Below are 19,230 nucleotides of genomic sequence, written 5' to 3'. Positions count from 1 at the left end.
CTGGTGGCGCAGGAGGAGATGCTGGCACGCGTGGGTCAGATGACTCGCCTGTTGCACGACAATCTGCGTGGCCTTGGCTTCGACAAACTGCTGGCCAAGGCGGCGCACGACATTCCCGATGCACGAGACCGCCTTGACTACGTTGCGAAGATGACGGAGCAGGCTGCCTCGCGTGTGCTGACCGCGACCGAAAATGCGATGCCTTTACAGGAAGGCATCGAATCGGATGCAGCACCACTGGCGGAACAGATACGCGCTGTTCTCCACGGCCCATGTTCGGAGCAGCAATACCGTGAAACCCTGGAACGCGCCCTGGCATTCGCCGACGGCAGTCGAACTGCCGCCGCAGCGACGCGCCAGCAATTGCTCGACATTATGATGGCCCAGGATTTTCAGGATCTCACGGGTCAGGTGATCAAACGCGTTACCGAACTTGCCCATGGCATTGAGCAGCAGCTGGTTCAGCTGCTCATCGACTACGCACCGACGGATATCAAGCGGGAAGCGGGTCATGGCTTGCTCAACGGTCCGCAGATCAATCCGGTCGGAAATGCCGATGTCGTCGCAGACCAGGGGCAGGTCGACGACCTGCTTGAAAGCCTGGGCTTCTAATCTTCTTGAACCGATTTAATCCGTCACCGCGGTGACGCCCGGGATTTCACACATGCAAGCAGAGACCTTTATCGTTCGCGAGCCTTTGGTCAACTCGCAGGAGCGCGTGCTCGGCTATGAGCTGTCATGGCAGCACGTGAAACTGGAACAGCGCAGGCCGAGCCAAGCGGAAGTCGTCGCACTTGCGCAGTTCGTAGCGGACCAGCTCAACAATACCGAATCGGGCGCACTGCTCGGCGACCAGATTGTCTTTATCGAAGTGTCGCCGGTCATGCTGGAACACGAGGCAATCTGCGCGTTGCCGCCAAAGGGAACCGTGCTGGCGCTGCGCGGTGATGATGTTCATGACGAAACCGCGATTGCGGCAATTCAATCTGCACGCGCAAAAGGATATGGCATCTCGCTGCGCGGCGTGGATATCGCCACAATGGATAAAGGCTTGCTGGCCCATGTCACGCATGTGGAAACGCCGATCGGTACGGCGAATTTCGCTGCCCAGGTCCAGCATTTCCGTTCGCTGAACATGCTGACGGTGCGCATGGTCGCGCGCGAAGTGGAAACATGGCAAGCCTACGATCTTTGCGCGCAGATCGGCCTGTATGCCTTCGTCGGCAATCTGCACCTGACGCCGCGGCCGGGAAACCATTCGCGTGAACTCAATCCGGCGCAGGCGATGATTCTGCAGCTGATGGACATGGTGCGCAAGAACGCCGATGTCAGGCAGCTGGAAAATGTGCTGAAGCGCGATGCGGCACTGTCATACAAGCTGCTTCGCTATATCAACTCGGCAGGCTTCGGGCTTGGCTGCGAAATACAGTCGCTCAAGCATGCGGTGACCATGCTCGGGTATTCGCCACTGTATCGCTGGCTCGCGTTGTTGCTGGCCACAGCGACCACTACCGGCTATTCGCCTGTGCTGATGCATACCGCGGTGATACGCGGCCGCTTTGCCGAACTCCTGGGCAGCACCTTCCTGCCTCGCAACGAGGCGGAAAACCTGTTTGTGGCCGGAATGTTTTCGCTGCTCGACAAATTGCTGGGTGTGCCGATGGAAGACGTTCTGGAAAAGATCCAGTTGTCCGAATCGGTGACGCAGGCGCTGCTGTCGCGCGATGGCATCTACGGTCCTTTCCTCGCTCTGGCCGAAGCCTGCGAATTGAATAGCGCCAAGGTTGATGCGATGGCAACCTCCCTGTGCATCAGTGCCAAGCAGGTAAACGAGTCGCAAATGGCGGCATTGGCCTGGGCGCAAAGCATCAAGTTGTAAGGGCTTAGTTTGGGGGTGCGAACAGGCCGGATGCCTTGCATGCCGGTCCATCATCCCGATTCGGCATATGTTTTTGCACGCCATTCAGTCCGCCGATTTTCTCCCTGATCCGCATCAGTCAACCACCTGCGAATAGCGACGGGTTTTCATTGTTGTTCGCCGGATAGTCAAACTGATATTTCGCGAATAATCGTTCCTATTGACCCCCACTGCGTCATCCGGAGTGCGGCAGGGCGGCGATACAGGAGTCGGCGATGGCCGAAGATAGCGAACTCGAAAAAACAGAACCAGCGTCATCCAGAAGACTGGAGCAGGCGCGTGAGGAAGGCGACGTTCCCCGATCGCGGGAACTGGCTACCTGTACGGTTTTGCTTGCGGGCGCGCTCGGTCTCATGTTCACCGGCGAAGGTCTTGTCCGGCGCCTCAACAGCATGCTTACTTCCGGATTGTCGTTTGAACGCGAGCAGGCTTTCGACTTCGATCTGCTGCTGATGCGCCTGGGTGCGAGCACCATCGATGTGCTGATTGGACTTGCACCACTGGCCGGTATTCTGATTCTGGTCGCGCTCGGGTCGCCGATGCTGATCGGCGGCTGGCTGTTCACCGCAAAATCCCTGATGCCCAATTTCGGACGCTTAAATCCGATGAGTGGCCTGGGCAATATGTTTTCCGTGCGTGCACTGGTGGAATTGCTCAAGGCAGTGGGCAAGACCCTGCTGGTCGGCTCGATCGCCTGGGTCGTCATCTCCAGCCAGATCGAACCCATGCTCGCGCTGTCGGCCGAGCCGCTGGCATCGGGCGGCGCTCACCTCGGTGATCTGCTGCTGACCGGCTTCATTACCATCGTATGCGGTCTGGTCGTGATCGCCCTGATCGATGTGCCTTACGTGCTGTGGCAGTACGCCAGCAAACTGAAGATGACGCGCGAAGAATTGCGTCAGGAATCCAAGGAATCCGATGGCGACCCGCAAGTTAAAGCGAGAATCCGCCAGTTGCAGCGCGAGATGGCCAAGCGCCGCATGATGTCCGAAGTGCCGACCGCCGATGTGGTCGTCACCAACCCGACCCACTATGCGGTCGCGCTCAAGTACACCGAAGGCAAGATGCGCGCACCGACGGTGGTTGCCAAGGGTGCGGATGAAGTCGCTGCCAAGATTCGCGAAATCGCCGCCGAAAACAAGGTCGCCTTGCTGGAAGCGCCGCCACTGGCCCGCGCGCTGTACCGTCATGCCGAACTCGGCGACGAGATTCCCGCTTCTCTGTACACCGCCGTGGCCGAAGTGCTCGCCTATGTATTCCAGCTGCGCGCCTATGGTCGCGATGGCGGCGTCAAACCGCAGGAACCGGATCAGCTGGAAGTCCCGCCGGAACTCGATCCGCTCAATCCGGCTGCGCAAAAAGCTGACGGACGCCTGCAATGAACAGCCTGAAACTGCCAGCATGGCTGACCGGACAATCGAAGGCACTCGCTGCGCCTATCCTCATCATGATGATGCTGGCGATGATGGTGCTGCCGTTGCCGGCCTTCGTGCTCGACATGTTCTTCAGCTTCAATATCGCGCTGTCGATCATCGTGCTGCTGACCAGCCTGTACACCATCAAGCCGCTGGATTTCATGGCGTTCCCGGCGGTTCTGCTGGTGTCGACCATGTTGCGTCTGTCGCTGAACGTCGCCTCCACGCGCGTGGTGCTGACCGAAGGCCACAAGGGACCTGATGCCGCAGGCAAGGTGATCGAGGCCTTCGGCCACTTCCTGATCGGTGGTAACTACACCGTCGGTATCGTGGTCTTCGTCATCCTGACCATCATCAACTTCGTCGTGGTTACCAAGGGCGCGGGCCGTATCGCCGAAGTCGGTGCGCGTTTCGCACTCGATGCGATGCCGGGCAAGCAGATGGCGATCGACGCAGACCTGAATGCAGGCCTGATCGGCGAGCAGGAAGCACGTGCGCGCCGGTTGGAAGTCTCGCAGGAAGCCGAGTTCTACGGCTCCATGGACGGTGCCAGCAAATATGTGCGCGGCGATGCGATCGCCGGCATCCTGGTCACTGTGATCAACATTTTCGGCGGCCTGATCGTTGGCATGGTCCAGCATGACCTTGCGTTCGAGATGGCGCTCAAGAATTACACGCTGCTGGCAATCGGCGATGGCCTTGTCGCGCAGATTCCTTCACTAATCATTTCGACCGCCGCCGGCGTCGTGGTGTCGCGCGTGGCAAGCGAACAGGATATCGGCGGGCAGTTGGTCAACCAGTTGTTTGCAAAGCCGCGCGTGCTTTACATCACCGGCGGCATCATCGGCGGCATGGGCCTGATCCCGGGCATGCCGCATATCCCCTTCATCCTGCTGGGCGGCGCGCTGTGCGGTGGCGCCTACATGATTACGCAGCGCGAAAAAAAGCAGAACGAAGAACCGGCACCGGTGCCGGAAGCCGCGATCGCCGCGCCGGAAATGGAAGAGGCGAGCTGGCAGGATATCGTTCCGGTCGATACGCTCGGCCTGGAAGTTGGTTATCGCCTGATTCCCCTGGTCGACAAAGGCCAGAATGGCGAACTGTTGCGTCGCATCAAGGGCATTCGCAAGAAGTTTGCTCAGGAAGTCGGCTTCCTGTCGCCGCCCGTGCACATTCGCGACAATCTGGAACTCAAGCCGGCAGCCTATCGCATCGCGCTCAAGGGCGTGGAAGTGGGCAGCGGCGAAGCCTATGTCGGCCAGTTCCTGGCGATCAATCCCGGTATGGTAAACGGCACATTGCCGGGCAATATCACCACCGATCCTGCCTTCGGATTGCCCGCGGTCTGGGTCGACAGCAGCCTGCGCGAACATGCTCAGGCACTCGGCTATACCGTGGTCGATGCCGGCACGGTGATCGCGACCCATCTGAACCATTTGATCACTTCGCACGCCGCTGAACTGCTCGGCCGCCAGGAAGTCCAGCAACTGCTCGACCACCTTGGCAAGGATAGCCCCAAGCTGGTCGAAGACCTGGTGCCCAAACTGATTTCGCTGTCGACCTTGCAAAAGGTATTGCAAAACCTGTTGATCGAAGGCGTGCATATTCGCGACATGCGTACCATCATCGAAACTTTGTCCGAATACGCGCCGCAGATCCAGGACCCGAACGAACTGACCGCGATGGTGCGTGTTGCGCTGGGCCGTGCGATCGTGCAGCAGATTTTCCCGGCGACCAACGAGCTGTCGGTGATCACGCTCGACAGCCGCCTGGAACGCATCCTGATGCAAGCCCTGCAGTCCAGCGGCCCAGATGGCGCGGGCATCGAGCCCGGGCTGGCCGACACGATAGCCGCACAGGCCGAGCAGGCCGCAAGGCAGCAAGAACAGATGGGATTGACGCCGGTACTGCTGGTGCCTGGTCCGTTGCGTGCTTTGCTCGCACGCTTCCTGCGCCGCGCGCTGCCGCAACTCAAGGTCTTGTCGCACGCAGAACTTCCCGATTCCAAAACGATTAGAGTTACCAGCCTAGTTGGAGGCCAAGTATGAACGTAAGAAAATTTTCCGCAGCCACCTCGCGCGATGCATGGCGTCAGGTGCGCGAGGCACTCGGCCCCGATGCGGTGATTCTCTCCAACCGTACCATCAACGGCGCGATCGAGATCCTGGCGCTGGCACCGGAAGACTTGTCCTCGCTCGGCGAACCGGTGATCGAAAAACCGGCACTGTCGGACTCCACGCTGGCTGCCTTCGGTGTCTCACGCGAAGCGAATGAGCAGCCAGCAAGATCGTCTGCCGACAAGCATGCGGTCGAGGATAACCAGGCATCCAATCTGGCCGACGCACTGGCTGCCAGCCGAGATGCCAGCACAAAGGCACAGGGCGGCGCGGAACTTGCTCAAGTGATGAACGAATTGCGCTCCATGCGCGGCATGCTTGAATCGCAGCTGGCTGAAATCGCCTGGGGCACACAGCAAAAACGCGAGCCGGCCAAGGCCACGGTGATGCGTGAACTGTTGTCTGCCGGCTTCAGCGCCAGTCTGGCGCGCTATCTGACACAAAACATGCCGAAAAATGAAATGGCCGACACCGGAATGGCATGGGTCAAATCAGTACTGGCGCGCAATCTCAGCGTCATCGGCAACGAGAATGAAATACTGGAAAAGGGTGGCGTCTACGCACTGGTCGGACCGACCGGCGTCGGCAAGACCACCACTACTGCCAAGCTCGCCGCACGCTGCGTGATGCGCCATGGCGCCGGCAAGCTGGCACTGATCACGACCGACGGTTATCGTATCGGCGGTTATGAACAGCTGCGCATCTACGGCAAGATCCTCGGTGTGATGGTGCATTCGGTAAAGGATGAAACCGACCTGCGCATCGCCCTCGATGAATTGAAAAACAAGCATACCGTCCTGATCGACACCGTCGGCATGGGCCAGCGCGACAAGATGGTGGCCGACCAGATCGCGATGCTGTCGGGGACCGATTCCAAGGTGAAGCGTCTGCTTTGCCTGTCCGCTACATCGACTGGCGAGACCCTGAGCGAAGTCGTACGTTCCTACCGGGGGGGCGGACTGGCCGGCTGCATCATGACCAAGCTGGATGAAGCCGCGACCGTGGGCAATGTGCTCGATGTGATGATTCGCCAAAAACTCAGTCTGTACTATGTGGCAAACGGCCAGCGCGTGCCGGAAGACCTGCACGTGCCGAACCAGCACTATCTGGTTGACCGCGCATTCAAGCTCAAGCGCGAGACTGCGCCGTTCCAGTACCAGGATGAAGAATTGCCGCTGGTGATCGGCAACACGGCCCATGCAATGAATGACAAAGGTTTGCGCGAGGTGACACTTGGCTAGTTTCGATTTTGATCAGGCCGAAGGCCTGCGTCGCATGCTTGCCGGCCCGAAGCCACGCGTGTTCACTTTCCTGTCAGCCGCATCGCCGGAAGAAAAGGGCGCGATGATGGTCAATCTGGGTGCTTCGCTGGCGCAGGCCGGTCGCGATGTGCTGTTGGTCGACGCCTGCTTCGGTGCGGAAGGCATTGCCACCAGGCTGAATGCCATACAAGGCGCTTCGCTGGTGCAGGTGGCCAAGCGCGAGCGTGGACTTGATGACGTTATTCAGCCCATGCCGCAAGGCTTTGGTGTGGCTGCCTTGCGACGCGGCGTACAGAAAGTCATAAAAGACGATGACGAGCAGGCAACGCGCCTGGACGATGCCTTCGGCGTGCTGTCGACACGGGCCGATATCGTCGTGGTCGATGCGGAACTCGACAAGGACGATGCATTCATTATTCCTGCGCTTGCAGGCACCGAGATCGTGGTGCAGGTTTCCAATACTCCCGCGTCGATCACCGCGGCTTATACCTTGATCAAACGGGTCAACAGTCAGCTCGGCCGTCGTCCGTTCAGCATCCTGGTGACCGGCGCATCCGACAAGGACGCGCAACTGGTGTACCAGAACATGGCGCAGGCGGCGAACCGCTATCTCGCGGTCAAGCTCAATTCCATGGGATCGGTTCCGGCGGATGAACATCTCAAGAAAGCCATGCATCTCGGACGCGCAGTGGTCGATGCCTTTCCGCTGGCCGGTGCGTCGGTGGCATTCCGGCGGCTGGCCGGGAAGTTCGTCTTGTCCGATGTGGCGACTGCGGGCTAACATGGCATATGCCGGAATGGTGTTAGAGCAGTCTCACCCTGACTGTACCGTCGATGCCGGACGCTTTGCCCGTGGCACGGCGTTGCGACTCCTTGCCATGGCTCGCCATGTCGCGTCGCCGCGCCTTGTTCCACGCGCAAATCGCCTCGGCCTCGCCTGGCAAGTCAGGATGAAACTGCTCTAGCAAGGGCATCGGATATGATTCAACACAATGTATACCGTTAGCGGAAAATCGGACAAGAATCATCTGCTGGAAGAGCACGCACCGCTGGTCAAGCGGCTTGCACACCAGATGAAGGCCAAGCTGCCGCCGAGCGTCGAAGTCGACGACCTCATCCAGGCCGGCATGATCGGCTTGCTGGATGCCGTCAGCCGTTACGAGGAAACGCATGGAGCGCAGTTTGAGACCTATGCCGTGCAGCGCATACGCGGTGCAATGCTGGATGAATTGCGCAGCAGCGACTGGCTGCCGCGCAGCATCCGCCAAAACATGCGCAAGATCGAAAATGCGATGAACAAGGTGCAGCAGCGCATGGGGCGCGCACCGAAAGAGGCGGAAATCGCCGCCGAACTCAAGATGTCGCTGACCGAATACCAGGAATTGCTGACCGAAGGCAGCGGGCACCAACTCGTCTACTACGAAGATTTCCACGAAAAGGACGAAAGCGATCACTTCCTGGATCGCTATTGCGTGGATGCTTCCAGCGATCCTTTGCAAAGCCTGATGAACGGCGGTTTCCGGCAGGCCGTGATCCATGCGATCGAAGCCTTGCCCGAGCGGGAAAAGATCCTGATGGGCCTGTACTACGAACAAGAAATGAATCTCAAGGAAATCGGCGCCGTCATGGGCGTGTCCGAATCACGGGTCTGCCAGTTGCACAGCCAGGCCATTGCACGCATGCGTGCGCGACTCAAGGATCAGGCATGGACTGGGCTAGCCTAGCAGGCATCCTGCTCGCACTCGCCGGCATATTGTTCGGCCAGGTGATCGAGGGCGGGCATATCAATTCGCTGCTGCAACCGGCAGCATTCACCATCGTCGCAGTCGGTACCATGGGGGCCGTGCTGCTGCAAAGCGGCACCGCCAGTTTCCTGCGCGGCACGGCGATGCTGCGCTGGGTGTTTTCGCCGCCGCCGGACAAAAGCGGAACCATCTCTCGTGACCTGATGGTCTGGAGCGCTACCGCTCGCCGCGAAGGACTGTTGAGTCTTGAACGCTATCTAGAAGGGGTAAAGGATCCGTTCACCGCCAAAGGATTGAGACTGATCATCGACGGCATCGATCCCTACAAGATCCGCGAAATACTGGACGTCGATATCTCCACTTTCGAACGGCGAGAGCGGCAGGCCGTCAAGGTCTGGGAAGCAGCCGGCGGCTATGCGCCCACGATCGGCATTCTCGGCGCGGTGCTGGGCTTGATCCATGTGATGGAAAACCTGACCGATCCGGGCAAGCTGGGCAGCGGCATCGCGGTTGCCTTCGTTGCGACCATCTATGGCGTCGGGCTGGCCAACCTGCTGTTCCTGCCGATTGCGAACAAACTCAAAACCATCGTTACCGATGAGGTGCGACGACGCGAGATGCTGACCGACGTCTTCTGTAGTGTCGCCAATGGCGACAACGCGCGCATCGTTGAAGAACGCATGCTGGCATACAAACCTTAGCCGGTACGAGCGCCATGGCCCGCAAGCGTTACGAGGAAAGCGAAGACAACCACGATCGCTGGCTGGTGTCGTATGCCGATTTCATCACCTTGCTGTTTGCGTTCTTCGTGGTGATGTATGCCTTGTCTTCAGTGAACGAAAGCAAGTATAAGGTACTGTCCAACTCATTGATCAATGCGTTTGGCCGGTCTCCGACTGCGCCCGTCGTCGGAGAGCCCGAAGCGGCAACGACGGGCATTCCTGTCGGCCTGGCCCCGGTCCGTTCGCGCAACACCGAAGCCTTGCGCCGCGAACGTGAAAAATTAAAGAACGTCGCGCGCGATATCCTCAAGGTTCTTGCTCCGCTGGTCGAGCAGGGCAAGGTTCGCGTTACACAAACGACACGCGGCGTCAATGTCGAAATCAACGCCAGCGTATTATTTGCACCTGGCGATGCAAAACTGTCCGATGGCAGCGTGCAGGCATTGAAAGCGGTCGCTGCAGTGCTCAAGGACGACGACCACGCGATCCAGGTAGAAGGGCATACCGATAGCGTACCGATTCGGAATGCAGCGTTTCCGTCGAACTGGGAGCTTTCGGCGGTACGTGCCTCCAGCGTCATTCGTCTGTTCGTGGATGGAGGAGTGGCCGAGAATAGATTGACTGCGGTCGGTCACGGCTCCACACAGCCGGTAGGAGCCAACGAAACGGCCGAAGGGCGTTTGCGTAATCGCCGGGTGTCAGTGATGGTGTTGTCCAATCTGCCGGAGACGGAAACGGAAGTGCCGGTGGATGCACCAGTCAAGCGTTAGGATGTGTTCGGTCCGAGTGCGGTCTGAAATGTGAATGCCGTTATCTGTTCCAACGACATACGCATGCGGCTATTTGCGTTTGATGCATGTACCTGCTTCTCCTCGTCATTCCCACGAAAGTGGGAATCCATGAGCCGATGGGGCCAGGCAATTACCTGAATAGTGGTAGCCGGAATGCAGGCTCAGTATGGATACCCGATTGCTCGGGTATGACGGGGGAGAGCGAGGCGGTGCAATGTATTCGTGGTACCCGCCTGCAGATTCAGCCAACCACCAAAGTACGGCGACCACTTTGCGTGGCAGTCTGTCCATTTGGACCATACATGCCGCCGCCCGGGCGCTCGCCTTGCAATACATTCAAGGCATTCTGATTGCGCGCCATATGCTGGCTGATCAGCAAACCATTGGTGCGGTTGAGTTCTTTGGCCTGTCGGGCGATGCCGATCAATTGATCCCAAGATTGAATGACCGCTGCAGGTGCGGCCTCGGTCCAGCGCTGCATGCCTGATTCGCTGGCCTCAAGACCGGCGGCTGCCAGTGTCCGGTGACGAGATAGCGCCAGTTCCATCATGCGCGCGACCGCCTTGTTCTTTTCTTCAGTTACCCCGGTCAGCCCTTCGAGATCGGCATTGATCAGGAAATCCTGCTCCTGCTTCAGCAACTGCAGCAGGTTGGTGCCGACACTGATTTCTTCGGCCAGGCTCTCGGCCGGGCTGTTTCCTGGGTTTTGCATTTTTTACGCCTTACGTGTGCGAATCAGGTCGCTGACCGTGTCGAGCAAGCCGTTGGCGACCTTTTCAGGATCGACCTTGAACGTGCCGTCGGCGATCGCCGCCTTGATTTCTTCAACTTTCTTCGCGTCAAACACGCCGCTGGTGCCCGATTGGGTCAGCGACTGCACGGTGGACGACAGGCGAACACTGTCGGTTTCGGCCGGGGCCTTGCCGACGGCGGCCGACTTGTCGGCGCCCTTGCCGGCACGGGTGGGCGTTGTTCCTACGCCCAGACCGCCGGTTTTCTTTAACGGGTCATCGATTTTCACGGCAATTCCTTAGCTGGTTAGCGGTTTTACGGTTCTTGTCACAAGTCATATCGACACGTTTGGCGAAAACTTTAGCGTTGAATTGAAAAATCGAAAAAGCTTTTATCAATAAGTGACTTCGACCACACCGCCTGCTTTCGCCACGCCGCTGACGACCTGTCCCGATGCGGTGCGCGCCTGTGCGATCTGACCTTCCGAAGCGTTGTTTAGTGCCCGGCCTTCGGTTGCTACGCTGAATCCGGGGCCGGAAGACACCACTCGTACGGTTTGTCCCTGCTGTACCGCAGCCTGGCTGCGCAGCGAATCGCTGCGCAAGGGGGTGCCTGCGGCCAGTGATGCGGTCATGGTGCGGCCGATGGCCTGCGCGGTATCGGTAAGGATGCCGGCGGGCAAGGTGGTCAGATCACCCTTGATCTTGACGACATGCTGAGGGCCGATCAATTGTCCCTGTGCCAGCGGCGTGGCGGCAGCAACATATTCGCCGACCACCTGGGCTGTTGCTGAAATGTACATGGTCCAAGGCGACGGCACCGTGCAACGCACGCCGACTGTGGTGCGTCCCCACACCCGGCTGCCGTTTGGCAGAAAGGCTTCGGGCGCGGCGCAGGCGGGCAGCGTGGAGCGTGCATCGACCTGGCCGACGCTCAGATTGACCTGCCCAGGCAGGCCGGCAGTCTGAATGCGCAGGAATTGTTCGACGACTTGCCGCAATACCGCCGGATCCTGGCGCGGTACCGCAGGCTGCGCCGTCTGGGCAGCCACGGCATTGGCAAGCAGCCATAGCGTGGCGAGCACTGCTTTCAGGGGTGTTTTCATGATGACCGTTGGATTGGTGCCAGCGTGAATGTTACTGATGGGGCGCGCAATCAAAAGGCTGAAAAGGAAAGGCTTTCGGAGTCTTATTGTCTGATCGATGTGACTTTTGCATCCGTATGATCAAGCCTATCAATCCATCATCGGCTCAAAGTACCGTTTCTTTAGCCGGGGAATTGCGGAGACCACATGATCGGAAAGCTTGACGAAGCATTACGGTTTCATCAGACGGCGCTGAGCCTGCGGGCCGAACGGCAGCAGGCGCTGGCGTCGAATATTGCCAATGCCGACACGCCCAATTACAAGGCGCGCGACATGGATTTTAACAGCGCGCTCAGCAGGGCATTGAGCAAGGGCGGTCCTGCAGCAAAGCCTGCCGCATCCTCGCCGTCTTTGGTTAATGGCGCCGGATTCCAGGCAGTCGCCAATGCGCTGACCAGAACTTCGGCGGCGCATTTGGGCGGCACGCCGAGCGGCGTTACCGCCAGCGGCGCGCAACTGCTGTATCGCCAGACCGCGGTCCAAGGCAATATCGACGGCAATACCGTCGATATGGATGTCGAGCGCAACCAGTTTGCCGACAATGCCTTGCGTTATGAGGCCGGAGTCACCTTCGTCAATGGGCAGATCAAGGGTCTGCTCACCGCAATTCAAGGTCAATAATCATGTCGCTATTCAATATCTTCAATGTCGCCGGGTCCGCCATGAGCGCCCAGGGCCAACGCCTCAATACCGTTGCCAGCAATATTGCCAATGCCGACAGCGCCACCAGTTCCACCGGCCAGACCTATCGCGCCAAGCAGGTCGTGTTCAGCGCGGTACCGACCGCCAATCCGGCCGCCGCCGGCGTCAAGGTGCAGCAAGTGGTGGAAGACCAGTCGCCGCTCAAAACCCATTACGACCCCAAGCACCCGCAAGCCGATGAAAAAGGTTACGTGACCATGCCGAATGTGAACGTGGTCGAGGAGATGGTCAACATGATTTCCGCTTCGCGTTCCTATCAGACGAACGTCGAGACCATGAATGCGGCCAAGACCATGCTGCTCAAGACACTCACGCTCGGACAATGACAAGGACTACCTGAATGGCTAGCGTACAAACCACCAATACCGTTTCCACCGACCTGATGGCCGCGATGAACGGCAAGAAGGCCGAGACGTCGACCGCAGTCGATGCGCAGGACCGCTTCATGAAGCTTCTGGTGACGCAGATGCGCAACCAGGACCCGCTCAACCCGCTGGACAATGCCCAGGTCACCAGCCAGCTGGCGCAACTGTCGACGGTCAGCGGCATCGACAAACTCAATACGACCTTGCAGGCGCTGCAATCCAGTTATCAGACCAGCCAGGCCCTGCAGGCGACCGACATGATCGGTCATGGCGTGCTTGTGCCGGGATCGTCGATCGAACTGGTCGACAGCAAGGCTATCCTTGGTGTCGATTTTGCGTCCGCCGCGGACAAGACCAAAATAACCGTCCGCAATGCGGCCGGCCTGGCCGTGCGCACCTTCGATCTTGGCGCCCAGCAGGCAGGCATCGTGCCGCTCGCCTGGGACGGCAAGACGGACGGCGGCGAGACGGCCCCGGACGGCAGCTACAAATTTGAAGTGAGCGCGGTGCGTGGGCAGGAAAACGTTACCGCAACAACCCTGTCATTCGGCTCGGTATCGAGCGTCACGACCGGCGCCTCCGGCGTGAAACTGTCCGTGCCGGGAATCGGCAACGTCAACTTCGCCGACGTACGGCAAGTCCTTTAATTCGATCTCAGACATTCAGCGCGCAAGGAGAACAACGTGAGTTTTCAACAAGGATTGAGTGGCCTGAACGCAGCGTCCAAGAATCTCGAAACCATCGGCAACAACGTCGCCAATGCAAATACCGTCGGCTTCAAGGGATCGCAGGCGCAGTTCGCGGATGTGTTCGCAAGCGCGATCACGGGCGGCGGCGGCAATCAGATCGGTATCGGTACCAAGCTCGCCAACGTGTCGCAGCAGTTCACGCAGGGCAATGTCACCGCGTCGAACAATCCGCTCGATATCGCGATCAACGGTGACGGCTTTTTCCGCGTGACGACCAACGGTGCCGTCAGTTATAGCCGCAACGGCCAATTCCAGCTTGACAAGAACGGCTACATCGTCAATGCCAACGGTGCGCGGCTGTCCGGCTACATGGCCAACAGCGCCGGACAGCTTTCGACCGGCAACGCGGTGGATCTGCGCATCGATACCGCGATCCTGCCGCCGAACATGACCACCGAAGTCAACGGCACCTTCAATCTCGATTCCGGCAAGACCGCGATTGCGGCAGCCGTGGCTTTCGACCCGGATGACGCGACCACCTACCACAACGCAACTTCGGTAACGGTCTATGACAGTCAGGGCGACTCGCATATCGTCAATGCCTACTTCAGGAAGACCGCGTCAAACAACTGGGAGGTATACACGGCGGATGATGCAGCGACACCGGCTGCCGCGCCGGCGCTGCTGAGCACCCTGGTGTTCAATCCTGACGGTACGCTGGATGCCGCGACACTGGGCGCCATGCCGCTCGCATTGACCGTGACGCCGGACAACGGTGCAAGTCCGATCACGATCGACGTCAATTTCACCGGAACCACGCAGTACGGAGCCGCATTCGATGTGCGTACGATGGACCAGGACGGTTACAGTTCCGGTGCTTTGTCAGGCTTCAACGTCGGTTCCGATGGGGTGATCATCGGCCGCTACACCAACGGCAAGTCGGCGACGCTGGCGCAGGTCGTGCTGGCAAGCTTCACCAATCCGAACGGCCTTCAGCCGATGGGCAATAACATGTGGGCCGAAACCTCGACGTCGGGCGTGGCGCGTGTTGCAGCCCCTGGTTCGGGCAACAAGGGGGTGCTGCAGGCCTCCGCGGTGGAAGATTCCAACGTCGACCTGACGGCTGAACTGGTCAACATGATCACAGCGCAGCGCGTGTACCAGGCCAATGCACAGACCATCAAGACCCAGGACCAGGTGTTGCAGACGCTGGTGAACCTGCGTTGATGACAGCGACCAAGGCAGCATGAACGGAGAATAATTTGGACCGTCTCGTCTACACCGCGATGACCGGTGCGAAGCATATCCTGGAAAAACAGGCGAACACTTCGCACAACCTCGCCAACGCCGCGACAACCGGCTTTCGCGCGCAGCTCGATTCCTTCCGCGCGGTGCCGGTGATGGGCGCGCAGCTGCCGACCAGGGCATATGTGGTCGATTCCACGGTCGGCACCGATTTCACGCCGGGTGCGATTCAGCAAACCGGGCGCGACCTCGATGTCGCGTTGCAGGGCAAGGGCTGGATCGCCGTGCAGCTCGAAGACGGCTCGGAAGCCTTTACGCGCAGCGGCAGCCTCAAGTTGAGCGAAAACGGCGTGTTGCAGACCCAGTCCGGCGCGAACGTGATGGGCGACGGTGGACCGATCGCCGTACCGCCGGATGTATCCATTACCGTCGGCAAGGACGGGACCATCACCACCATTGCAACCGGCTTCAAACCGGGAGCGGCTACCGTGCTCGGTCGCATCAAGCTGGTCAATCCGCCGGAAGAAAACATCGTGCGCGGCGACGATGGTCTGTTCCGCCTGAAGGATGACGAGCAGGCCGATGCCGATCCCAACGTGGTGCTGATCGGCGGTGCGCTGGAAGGCAGCAATGTCAATGTGGTCGATGCAATGGTCGACATGATTTCACTGGCACGCCAGTTCGAATTGCATATGGCTCTGATGAAGAACGTCGAGAGCAACGAGGCGAAAGCCGCTCAGCTTTTGTCTTTGACAGGCTGATAAGAGATCAATAATAGAACCATGGCGCGCACTACGCGCGTGCGGGTTTTCGGGAGAAGTTAATGATTCGATCACTGTGGATTTCCAAAACCGGTCTGGATGCGCAGCAGACGCAGATGGATGTCATCTCCAATAACCTGGCCAACGTCAACACGGCCGGTTTCAAGCGTTCGCGCGCGGTATTCGAAGACCTGCTGTACCAGACCATCCGTCAGCCTGGCGCACAGTCGTCGCAACAGACCCAATTGCCGTCGGGCCTGCAGCTCGGTACCGGCGTGCGCCCGGTCGCAACCGAACGTATATTCACGCAGGGCAATCTGCAGCAGACCGGCAACGACAAGGACGTGGCAATCCAGGGCGAAGGCTTCTTCCAGGTGCTGATGCCGGACGGGACGACCGCGTACACGCGCGACGGCTCCTTCCAGGTCGATAACCAGGGCCAGATCGTGACCTCCAGCGGATTCGTGGTACAGCCGGCCATTACCGTGCCTGCAAATGCGCAAAGCCTGACCGTGGCGCGCGACGGCACTGTATCCGTGACGCAGCCCGGCACTGTTGCCGCGACGCAGATCGGCACCTTGCAACTTGTGACTTTCGTCAATCCGGCCGGCCTCGAAGCCAAGGGTGAAAACCTGTACGTCGAGACGGCGGCATCCGGCAATCCCAATACCAATACACCCGGCACGAACGGTGCCGGCCTGCTGCTGCAGCGTTACGTCGAAACATCGAACGTCAATGTCGTGGAAGAACTGGTGAACATGATTCAGACCCAGCGCGCCTATGAAATCAACAGCAAGGCGATCACCACATCGGACCAGATGTTGCAGCGCCTGGCGCAACTGTAATTTGAGGCGAAAATGAAACGTGCCGGTGCAATCGTCCTGTATGCGGTGATGCTTTTCGCCACGGTGGGTTGCGCGACCGTGCCGGATACCATTACGCATCAGCCGGCAAGTGCGCGGCCGCCGATGCCGGTCGCTGCCGCGCCATCGAATGGGGCGATCTTCCAGGCCTCCGCCTATCGTCCGATGTTTGAAGACCGCCGTGCGCGTCTGATTGGCGATACCCTGATCATCGCCATCAGCGAGAAAACCAGCGCCGGCAAATCCGAGGGTAATTCCGCCAGCAAGACCGGCAGTGTCGCCTTCGCCGCGCCGACCATCTTCGGCGTGCCGGCAGCGACCACGGCCAAGTTCGGCGTGTCGGCAACTTCCTCCAACAAGTTCGAGGAAAAAGACGCGACCACGGCGAGCAATAATTTCACCGGCACCATCACCGTCACTGTCGCCGAGGTCCTGCCGAACGGCAATCTCATCGTCACGGGTGAAAAACAGGTGGCCTTCGACAAGGGAATCGAATATGTCCGTTTTTCCGGCGTCGTCAATCCCGACAATATCGTGAGCGGTAACGTGGTGTCCTCCACCCAGGTGGCCGACGCACGCGTCGAGTACCGTACCAATAGCCGTATCGATCAGGCGGAAATGATGTCGCAGCTGACGCGATTCTTTCTTAGCCTGATGCCGCTCTAAGCTCATGAAATATTTCACTCTTTCCAGCAAGCTTGTGGCCATCATGCTCGGGGCATGCTGTATCGCCGCCACTCCCGCCATTCATGCCGAACGGCTCAAGGATCTGGCCAGCGTGCAGGGCGTACGGCAGAACCAGTTGATCGGCTATGGCCTGGTGGTTGGCCTCGACGGCAGCGGCGACCAGACCACCCAGACACCGTTCACCGTGCAGAGCGTGGTGAGCATGCTGCAAAATCTCGGCGTCAATCTGCCGCCGGGCACCACGCTGCAGCTGAAGAATGTCGCGGCAGTCATGGTGACGACGTCATTGCCGGCGTTCGCGCAGCCCGGCCAGACCCTGGATGTGACCGTGTCGTCCATGGGCAATGCCAAGAGCCTGCGCGGCGGTACGCTGCTGATGACGCCGCTCAAGGGAGCCGATGGACAGATCTACGGCATGGCCCAGGGTAATGTGCTGGTCGGCGGTGTGGGGGCATCGGCCAACGGCAGCAAGGCGCAAGTCAATCATCTGAGCGTAGGGCGTATCTCTGCCGGCGCAACGGTGGAACGCGCGGTGCCTAATGCCTTCGGTCGTGGCGATACCGTGTTCCTTGAATTGAACGATTCGGATTTTTCCACTGCAAGCCGCGTCGTCGATGCAGTCAACAAGCGCTTTGGCCCGGACACTGCCTCCGCCCAGGATGGCCGCGTGATCCGTGTGCGCGCGCCGGCGACCAACGATGAACGAGTCGCCTTTCTCGGCGCACTGGAAAGCCTGCATGTAACGCCTGCGCAAACCAATGCGAAGGTCATCCTCAATGCCCGTACCGGCTCGGTAGTCATGAATCAGGCGGTGACGCTGGATGCCTGTGCGGTTTCGCATGGCAATCTGTCGGTCGTGATCAATACCGACCCGGTCATCAGCCAGCCGGCTCCGCTGTCGGGCGGCCAGACCGTTGTCACAGCGACCTCACAGATCGACATCAAGAAGGAACCGGGCCAGGTACTGCTGCTCAAGGGCGGCACGTCGCTGGCGGATGTGGTCAAGGCGCTGAATGCCATCGGCGCCACACCGCAGGATTTGCTGGCGATTCTGCAGGCCATGAAGGCGGCAGGATCGCTGCGCGCCGAACTTGAAATCATATGACGCCGTATCATGGTTAACCGCATCGACACCACTTCCAGCTTTGCCCTCGACGTCAAGGATGTCGGCAAGCTCCGTCAGGCCGCAAAGGAAAATTCGCCCGAAGCGCTGAAAGCGACCGTAAAGCAGTTCGAAGCACTGTTCATGAACATGGTGCTCAAGAGCATGCGCGAAGCGACGCCGCAGGAAAGCGTGTTCGACAGCCAGCAGAGCAAGATGTACACGTCCATGCTCGACCAGCAGTTGAGCCAGACGATGGCTTCACGCGGAGTAGGGCTGGCGGATGTTCTGGTCAGGCAGTTGTCGAACGTGGTCGACAAGCAAAGGCTGGCGCCTGCCGACGAGGAAGCGGCATTGTCGAATCCGGAAGTGGACGCCGTGCTGAGTTTGCTGAAGCCGGCTTCGCCCGCAGCGCCGGTCGCGTTGCCTGAAGCGGCACGGCAGGTATCTTCCAACAAGCCGATGCACATCCGCTCGTTCCAGGAAAAGCTTGGCGCGGCGGCAGAAGAGGCAAGCCGAAGCACAGGCATTCCCGCCAAATTCATGCTTGGTCAGGCGGCGCTGGAAAGCGGCTGGGGCAAACGCGAAATCAAGGCTGCGGACGGCAGCAGCAGTCACAATGTGTTCGGCATCAAGGCGACCAGCGGATGGAAGGGCAAGGTTGTCGAAGCCGTCACGACAGAATACATAAACGGTACGCCTCAGACCAGGGTCGAGAAATTTCGCGCCTATGATTCGTATGCCGATGCCTTCCGCGACTATGCGCGCATGCTAAGTTCGAATCCGCGTTATCAAAACGTTATCGCCAGCGCACAGGACGTGCATGGTTTCGCCCAGGGACTGCAGAAAGCCGGCTACGCGACCGATCCGCATTACGCCGCCAAATTGACGCGCCTGATCAAGCATTCATTGTCGACCTGACAATGGCCATGCGATGGGTCGGCGATACATCGCGCAATTATTCCTCAAG

The 19,230-nt window shown here is 59.4% G+C and carries 22 protein-coding genes; 18 read left to right on the top strand and 4 right to left on the bottom strand.

Annotated elements, in window-relative coordinates; translation table 11 throughout:
* The first annotated feature begins 18 nt into the window (after nt 1–18).
* The 6 genes from cheZ (at nt 19) to D3871_RS09290 (ending at nt 7,493) form a co-directional block, all read left to right on the top strand.
* The gene (cheZ, locus tag D3871_RS09315) at nt 19–612 is read left to right on the top strand and encodes a protein phosphatase CheZ (RefSeq protein WP_233575656.1); all 594 of its coding nucleotides are present in this window, start codon (nt 19–21) and stop codon (nt 610–612) included.
* Between the two features lie 52 nt (nt 613–664).
* Nucleotides 665–1,879, top strand: coding sequence for an EAL and HDOD domain-containing protein (locus D3871_RS09310; RefSeq protein ID WP_119768636.1), 1,215 nt, complete (start codon nt 665–667; stop codon nt 1,877–1,879).
* A 254-nt stretch (nt 1,880–2,133) separates the two neighbouring features.
* Nucleotides 2,134–3,300, top strand: a complete 1,167-nt coding sequence (gene flhB / locus D3871_RS09305; RefSeq protein ID WP_119768635.1) for a flagellar biosynthesis protein FlhB — start codon at nt 2,134–2,136, stop codon at nt 3,298–3,300.
* Nucleotides 3,297–5,381, top strand: coding sequence for a flagellar biosynthesis protein FlhA (gene flhA / locus D3871_RS09300; protein WP_119768634.1), 2,085 nt, complete (start codon nt 3,297–3,299; stop codon nt 5,379–5,381). Before flhB ends, flhA begins: the two co-directional genes overlap by 4 nt.
* Nucleotides 5,378–6,691 (top strand): flagellar biosynthesis GTPase FlhF, encoded by a 1,314-nt coding sequence (gene flhF, locus D3871_RS09295; RefSeq protein ID WP_119768633.1) that lies wholly within the window; start codon nt 5,378–5,380, stop codon nt 6,689–6,691. The genes flhA and flhF overlap by 4 nt, the downstream gene beginning before the upstream one ends.
* Nucleotides 6,684–7,493 (top strand): MinD/ParA family ATP-binding protein, encoded by an 810-nt coding sequence (locus D3871_RS09290; protein ID WP_119768632.1) that lies wholly within the window; start codon nt 6,684–6,686, stop codon nt 7,491–7,493. Before flhF ends, D3871_RS09290 begins: the two co-directional genes overlap by 8 nt.
* Nucleotides 7,494–7,515: 22 nt before the next feature.
* Here the strand turns inward: D3871_RS09290 and D3871_RS30175 are convergent, their stop codons facing one another.
* Nucleotides 7,516–7,686: a hypothetical protein gene (locus D3871_RS30175; RefSeq protein ID WP_158597896.1), complete on the bottom strand. Its 171-nt coding sequence runs from the start codon at nt 7,684–7,686 to the stop codon at nt 7,516–7,518.
* Nucleotides 7,687–7,704: 18 nt separating this feature from the next.
* Between D3871_RS30175 and D3871_RS09285 the strand changes: the two genes are divergently transcribed.
* The 3 genes from D3871_RS09285 to motD are packed head-to-tail and all read left to right on the top strand — an operon-like array spanning nt 7,705 to nt 9,949.
* On the top strand, nt 7,705–8,436 hold the full coding sequence (locus tag D3871_RS09285) for an RNA polymerase sigma factor FliA (RefSeq protein WP_119768631.1): 732 nt from the start codon (nt 7,705–7,707) through the stop codon (nt 8,434–8,436).
* Entirely contained in the window at nt 8,418–9,158 is a 741-nt protein-coding gene (locus D3871_RS09280; RefSeq protein ID WP_119768630.1) for a flagellar motor protein, read from the top strand. Before D3871_RS09285 ends, D3871_RS09280 begins: the two co-directional genes overlap by 19 nt.
* A gap of 14 nt (nt 9,159–9,172) precedes the next feature.
* On the top strand, nt 9,173–9,949 hold the full coding sequence (gene motD / locus D3871_RS09275) for a flagellar motor protein MotD (protein ID WP_119768629.1): 777 nt from the start codon (nt 9,173–9,175) through the stop codon (nt 9,947–9,949).
* Between the two features lie 262 nt (nt 9,950–10,211).
* Here motD and D3871_RS09270 read toward each other — a convergent pair whose 3' ends face one another.
* The 3 genes from D3871_RS09270 to flgA form a co-directional block, all read right to left on the bottom strand.
* Entirely contained in the window at nt 10,212–10,682 is a 471-nt protein-coding gene (locus D3871_RS09270) for a flagella synthesis protein FlgN (RefSeq protein ID WP_119768628.1), read from the bottom strand.
* Between the two features lie 3 nt (nt 10,683–10,685).
* A complete protein-coding gene (flgM, locus tag D3871_RS09265; protein WP_119768627.1) occupies nt 10,686–10,991 on the bottom strand; it encodes a flagellar biosynthesis anti-sigma factor FlgM in 306 nt (101 codons plus the stop codon).
* Between the two features lie 105 nt (nt 10,992–11,096).
* The gene (gene flgA, locus D3871_RS09260) at nt 11,097–11,807 is read right to left on the bottom strand and encodes a flagellar basal body P-ring formation chaperone FlgA (RefSeq protein WP_119768626.1); all 711 of its coding nucleotides are present in this window, start codon (nt 11,805–11,807) and stop codon (nt 11,097–11,099) included.
* Nucleotides 11,808–11,993: 186 nt separating this feature from the next.
* Here flgA and flgB point away from each other — a divergent pair, with 186 nt between their 5' ends.
* The 9 genes from flgB to flgJ all read left to right on the top strand — a co-directional run bounded on the left by flgB (nt 11,994) and on the right by flgJ (nt 19,181).
* Nucleotides 11,994–12,467, top strand: a complete 474-nt coding sequence (gene flgB, locus D3871_RS09255; protein WP_119768625.1) for a flagellar basal body rod protein FlgB — start codon at nt 11,994–11,996, stop codon at nt 12,465–12,467.
* A 2-nt stretch (nt 12,468–12,469) separates the two neighbouring features.
* On the top strand, nt 12,470–12,874 hold the full coding sequence (gene flgC, locus D3871_RS09250; protein WP_119768624.1) for a flagellar basal body rod protein FlgC: 405 nt from the start codon (nt 12,470–12,472) through the stop codon (nt 12,872–12,874).
* Nucleotides 12,875–12,888: 14 nt separating this feature from the next.
* Entirely contained in the window at nt 12,889–13,560 is a 672-nt protein-coding gene (locus tag D3871_RS09245; protein WP_119768623.1) for a flagellar hook assembly protein FlgD, read from the top strand.
* A 36-nt stretch (nt 13,561–13,596) separates the two neighbouring features.
* The gene (gene flgE, locus D3871_RS09240; RefSeq protein WP_119768622.1) at nt 13,597–14,829 is read left to right on the top strand and encodes a flagellar hook protein FlgE; all 1,233 of its coding nucleotides are present in this window, start codon (nt 13,597–13,599) and stop codon (nt 14,827–14,829) included.
* Between the two features lie 35 nt (nt 14,830–14,864).
* A complete protein-coding gene (gene flgF / locus D3871_RS09235; RefSeq protein ID WP_119768621.1) occupies nt 14,865–15,608 on the top strand; it encodes a flagellar basal-body rod protein FlgF in 744 nt (247 codons plus the stop codon).
* 62 nt (nt 15,609–15,670) lie between these two features.
* A complete protein-coding gene (gene flgG, locus D3871_RS09230) occupies nt 15,671–16,453 on the top strand; it encodes a flagellar basal-body rod protein FlgG (protein ID WP_119768620.1) in 783 nt (260 codons plus the stop codon).
* A 12-nt stretch (nt 16,454–16,465) separates the two neighbouring features.
* Nucleotides 16,466–17,137 (top strand): flagellar basal body L-ring protein FlgH, encoded by a 672-nt coding sequence (locus tag D3871_RS09225; RefSeq protein WP_119768619.1) that lies wholly within the window; start codon nt 16,466–16,468, stop codon nt 17,135–17,137.
* Between the two features lie 4 nt (nt 17,138–17,141).
* On the top strand, nt 17,142–18,263 hold the full coding sequence (locus D3871_RS09220; protein ID WP_119768618.1) for a flagellar basal body P-ring protein FlgI: 1,122 nt from the start codon (nt 17,142–17,144) through the stop codon (nt 18,261–18,263).
* 9 nt (nt 18,264–18,272) lie between these two features.
* Nucleotides 18,273–19,181: a flagellar assembly peptidoglycan hydrolase FlgJ gene (gene flgJ / locus D3871_RS09215; protein WP_119768617.1), complete on the top strand. Its 909-nt coding sequence runs from the start codon at nt 18,273–18,275 to the stop codon at nt 19,179–19,181.
* The last annotated feature ends 49 nt before the right edge of the window (nt 19,182–19,230 follow it).

This window comes from Noviherbaspirillum saxi, from assembly GCF_003591035.1.
GTDB lineage: Bacteria > Pseudomonadota > Gammaproteobacteria > Burkholderiales > Burkholderiaceae_D > Noviherbaspirillum > Noviherbaspirillum saxi.
This window is presented reverse-complemented; position numbering and strand designations above follow the sequence as displayed.

Coding starts and splice junctions, on each gene's coding strand:
- D3871_RS09310 (WP_119768636.1), top strand. CDS start 665: ATGCAAGCAGAGACCTTTATCGTTCGCGAGCCTTTGGTCAACTCGCAG.
- D3871_RS09225 (WP_119768619.1), top strand. CDS start 16,466: ATGAAACGTGCCGGTGCAATCGTCCTGTATGCGGTGATGCTTTTCGCC.
- flhF (WP_119768633.1), top strand. CDS start 5,378: ATGAACGTAAGAAAATTTTCCGCAGCCACCTCGCGCGATGCATGGCGT.
- D3871_RS30175 (WP_158597896.1), bottom strand. CDS start 7,686: ATGCCCTTGCTAGAGCAGTTTCATCCTGACTTGCCAGGCGAGGCCGAG.
- D3871_RS09285 (WP_119768631.1), top strand. CDS start 7,705: ATGTATACCGTTAGCGGAAAATCGGACAAGAATCATCTGCTGGAAGAG.
- D3871_RS09280 (WP_119768630.1), top strand. CDS start 8,418: ATGGACTGGGCTAGCCTAGCAGGCATCCTGCTCGCACTCGCCGGCATA.
- flgJ (WP_119768617.1), top strand. CDS start 18,273: ATGGTTAACCGCATCGACACCACTTCCAGCTTTGCCCTCGACGTCAAG.
- flhB (WP_119768635.1), top strand. CDS start 2,134: ATGGCCGAAGATAGCGAACTCGAAAAAACAGAACCAGCGTCATCCAGA.
- flgA (WP_119768626.1), bottom strand. CDS start 11,807: ATGAAAACACCCCTGAAAGCAGTGCTCGCCACGCTATGGCTGCTTGCC.
- D3871_RS09270 (WP_119768628.1), bottom strand. CDS start 10,682: ATGCAAAACCCAGGAAACAGCCCGGCCGAGAGCCTGGCCGAAGAAATC.
- flgC (WP_119768624.1), top strand. CDS start 12,470: ATGTCGCTATTCAATATCTTCAATGTCGCCGGGTCCGCCATGAGCGCC.
- motD (WP_119768629.1), top strand. CDS start 9,173: ATGGCCCGCAAGCGTTACGAGGAAAGCGAAGACAACCACGATCGCTGG.
- cheZ (WP_233575656.1), top strand. CDS start 19: ATGCTGGCACGCGTGGGTCAGATGACTCGCCTGTTGCACGACAATCTG.
- flgG (WP_119768620.1), top strand. CDS start 15,671: ATGATTCGATCACTGTGGATTTCCAAAACCGGTCTGGATGCGCAGCAG.
- flhA (WP_119768634.1), top strand. CDS start 3,297: ATGAACAGCCTGAAACTGCCAGCATGGCTGACCGGACAATCGAAGGCA.
- D3871_RS09220 (WP_119768618.1), top strand. CDS start 17,142: ATGAAATATTTCACTCTTTCCAGCAAGCTTGTGGCCATCATGCTCGGG.
- D3871_RS09245 (WP_119768623.1), top strand. CDS start 12,889: ATGGCTAGCGTACAAACCACCAATACCGTTTCCACCGACCTGATGGCC.
- flgB (WP_119768625.1), top strand. CDS start 11,994: ATGATCGGAAAGCTTGACGAAGCATTACGGTTTCATCAGACGGCGCTG.